Annotated in this window: 2 protein-coding genes and 1 rRNA gene; 1 reads left to right on the plus strand and 2 read right to left on the minus strand. The window is 45.9% G+C overall.

Annotation, left to right across the window (positions count from 1 at the left end; all coding sequences use genetic code 11):
* Positions 1-98, minus strand: a 23S ribosomal RNA gene (locus JXL83_10055); the annotation flags it as partial.
* A gap of 237 nt (positions 99-335) precedes the next feature.
* Here JXL83_10055 and uvrA point away from each other — a divergent pair.
* Positions 336-3,113, plus strand: coding sequence for an excinuclease ABC subunit UvrA (gene uvrA / locus JXL83_10060; GenBank protein MBN2364459.1), 2,778 nt, complete (start codon positions 336-338; stop codon positions 3,111-3,113).
* Between the two features lie 4 nt (positions 3,114-3,117).
* Here the strand turns inward: uvrA and JXL83_10065 are convergent.
* Positions 3,118-3,941 (minus strand): tetratricopeptide repeat protein (locus tag JXL83_10065; protein ID MBN2364460.1); only part of this gene is annotated, 824 nt, incomplete at its 5' end.

Here is a 3,941-nt window from a genome sequence, read left to right on the forward strand (position 1 = left end):
GCCTGCTTAGCGGCTCCCCGAGGCTTATCGCAGCCAGCTACGTCCTTCATCGCCTGCTTGTGCCAAGACATCCACCATATGCCCTTAGTAACTTGACACACATTTTCTATCTCTGGACAGCTTCTATATTGAATTTTCAAAGAGCGTAATATTACCCTCTGCAAAAGATACGATTTGCAGTGAGGAAAGCATAATAATAAAATCACCGTCCCTTGTCAAGAGGAAATTTCAATATTTTTTCCGGGCTTTCATTAAAAGCAAGGAAATAGCGCCCGGCAAGATTAAAGGTGTAAAATTCCTTCTTGAAATAACACGGATTTTAATAAAGGATAAAAATGGCCGACAGGTACATTGTTGTGAGAAAAGCCCGGGTTCACAACCTGAAATCAATTGACCTCGACATACCGAGAGACAAACTGGTGGTAGTGACGGGGATATCCGGCTCCGGTAAATCTTCTCTCGCCTTCGACACCATTTACGCCGAAGGGCAAAGAAGATACGTCGAATCGCTCTCGACATACGCCAGGCAGTTTCTTGGAATCATGGAAAAACCGGACGTCGAAAGCATCGAGGGTCTTTCTCCGGCGATATCAATATCCCAGAGAAAAATAGCTCGAAACCCCAGATCCATTGTCGGTACTGTTACTGAAATCTATGACTACATGAGACTGCTTTTTTCCAGGGTCGCGACTCCTTACTGTCCTTTGTGCAATGAAAGAATTTTCAGTTTTTCCACGCCCGAGATAATTGACAGAATAATGAACTACGAAAACGACAGAAAGATACTGATAAACGCCCCTCTAAAGATTGCAGACAGAAAAGATCTGACAAAGACGCTCAATTCTTTGAGAAAAAAAGGTTTTGTCCGGGTTTTTTCATCGGGAAAAATATTTCACCTGGACGAAGACAAGATAGAATACACAAAATCAATAAAATCCTCTTTTTCAGTCGTCGTAGACAGAATAGTTACGGGACCATCTCTTTCGAGAATAAGGATAGCAGAATCCGTAGAAACTGCGCTCAAAGAATCACAGGGAATTCTCTGCCTCTATGATCTTTCAGACAAAAAAGAAAGCGCGTTTTCACTGACTCCCGTGTGCCTTAAATGCGGTGTAAAACTTCCGAAGCCCGAACCAAAACTTTTTTCTTTCAACAGTCCCGCGGGAGCGTGCCCCGAATGCGACGGGCTCGGAACAAAAATCGAGATAACACCGGAACTCGTAGTCCCTGATGAGGACCTTTCCATACTTGACGGAGCGATACTTCCCATCGGCAACCCCGAAGGAAAATACATCTGGGGAAAACTTAAAAAAATATCTCTCGACTTCCGTTTCAAAATGTCTGAGCCGTTTTCAGGCATTCCGGAAGACGGCAAAAGGGCGATTCTCTATGGAGTGGAAGAATTTTTCGAAGGAATAATTCCCAATCTCGAACGAAGGTACAAGCAGACAGAATCCAACATGATGCGGCAGGAAATTGAGAAATACATGTCTTTTTCCCCCTGCCCCGAATGTGAAGGCAAAAGACTTAAAAAAGAAGCGCTTTCCTTCAGGATAAAAAATAATAACATTACACAGATTTCTTCTCTCAGCGTCGAAGCGGTCAGAGAATTTTTCAACACCGACCTCGGATTTTCTTCTATGCAAAACAAGATCGCTGAAGCGGTTTTGCGCGAGATAAAAGCGCGCCTTGATTTCATGGTAGAAGTCGGACTTAATTACATTTCTCTCGACAGAAGAATGGATTCTCTGTCGGGAGGAGAGGACCAGCGGGTCCACCTCGCGACGCAGATAGGCAGCGGCCTCGTCGGTGTCACTTACGTTCTCGACGAACCCTCCATAGGCCTTCACCCCAGAGACACGGGAAGGCTTCTCAAAACTTTGCTTAATCTCAGAAACATAGGAAACAACGTGATAGTGGTCGAACACGACAGACAAATTATCGAGAGCGCAGATTACATAGTAGATTTGGGTCCAGGCGCGGGAAGGGAAGGCGGTTATGTCGCGGCCGCCGGAACATATTCCGAATTGCTCAGAACAAAAAATCCGACCGGTCTTTATCTTTCAAGAAAAGAGGTCATCCCCGTTCCTGAAAGAAGAGTGGAAAACAAGGGGCAATTCATAAGAGTGACAGGTGCTCAGGAAAACAATTTGAAAGACGTTGACGTGGTTTTTCCGCTCGGCTTGTTCATCTGCGTGACGGGAGTTTCGGGATCGGGAAAAAGTTCTCTGGTCGAACAGGTTCTTTACAAAAGCTTGAAAAAACATTTTTACCCGCTTTCACAGGATAACCCGGGAAAGCACAGAAGCATAAAAGGCGTCGAAAACATTGACAGAGTCATAAACATCGACCAGTCTCCAATAGGCAGGACTTCTCGCTCGAACCCGGCGACCTACACCGGTGTATTCACTCCCATACGAGAGCTTTTCGCCGCAGTGCCCGAGAGCAAAGCGCGGGGCTACAAGATCGGCAGATTCAGCTTCAACGTATCCGGAGGCAGGTGCGAGAAATGCGAAGGACAGGGCTCTCTCAGAATAGAGATGCATTTTCTGCCAGACGTATTTGTCACCTGCGACGCCTGCGGCGGGAAAAGGTTCAATCAGGAGACCCTGGACATAAGATACAGAAACAAAAACATCTCGGAAATCCTCGAATTGTCCGTAGACGAAGCCAAGAACTTTTTTTCAAGTTTTCCCGACATCTCCAAAAAACTGGAACTGTTGTCATCTATAGGCCTGGGCTATCTCCTTCTCGGCCAGCCTGCTCCCGAACTTTCCGGCGGAGAGGCGCAAAGACTGAAACTGGCCAGAGAATTGTCAAAAGGAGGCCGGGACAGGACACTCTACATCCTCGATGAACCGACTACTGGACTGCATTTTGCCGACATAAGAGTTCTTCTCTCAGTCCTCAACCGCCTGGTGGACAGGGGAGACAGCCTCATAGTCGTCGAGCACAACCTGGACATTGTCAAATCCGCGGATTATATTATTGACCTCGGACCCGAAGGCGGCGATAAAGGCGGGTACGTAGTCGCGAAAGGCTCCCCCGAAGAGATAATTTCAGACAAGAAATCAATCACGGGCAGATACCTGAAACAGGAACTTGAAGCCTGAAGCGCTAAATCGGCTGATATTTTATTTTTTCCAGGAATTCACTTATATCGGAATGGAAAGAATCTTTTGGAAATTTTTCTATATATTCTTCAAACATCAGAACCGAATTTGCCGTGTCTCCCAAAGAAAGATACAACAATCCTTTTCCCCTCAAAAACCTTGAATCTTCAGGAAACATTTTTACACCCAAGTCAAAAACGCTCAGAGACGTCTGCACTTCTCCCAGGTCAAGGGCGGCGCACAGAGCCAGATCGAAGAGAACGTCCGGGTTGTCCGGTCTTTGCTCCGCCATAATTTTAAGAAGCGTGTATTTCTCTTCGAAAAGTCCGGCATCGCCGAGTAGTTTTACAGCATCCATCATTTCGGGGACGAAGCCGTTTATCTCTTCACCTCTCAGGACGGAAAAAGCCACGCCGAGGTTCTTCATCACTTTCTCGTTTCTCGGAGTCATTTCTGTAGAAAGATACAATGCGTAAGACCTTTCAAAGTTATTTCGCAAAAAATACAAAACGGCGAGATTGGCGTTTGCCTCGTCGTAATCGGGTTTCATTTGAACGGCTCTTTCAAGAAGGATCAAAGCCGTTTTGTCGTCTCCGAGGGCTGAATATATGAAAGCGAGTTTGTTCAAAAGGAAATAATTAGAAGGGTTTTCCCTGACAGCAGCGGATATATATGAAAGTGCGGAATCGTATTCTCCCCTGATTATATGGATGTTTCCGAGCCCGATATTGACGCTTGAAAAGCCGGGGTACTCTTTTTTGACTTCAAGGTATAGAGATTCGGCACTCGATAAATAAATTTCAGGAGAACCGCTTGTCTCGGATTCGC

Source organism: candidate division WOR-3 bacterium, assembly GCA_016934535.1.
In the GTDB taxonomy this organism is placed as follows: Bacteria; SDB-A; SDB-A; order SDB-A; family SDB-A; genus JAFGIG01.

What these genes read in the sequence shown, in the direction of transcription:
- uvrA (MBN2364459.1), top strand. Translation starts at nt 336, where the DNA reads ATGGCCGACAGGTACATTGTTGTGAGAAAAGCCCGGGTTCACAACCTG.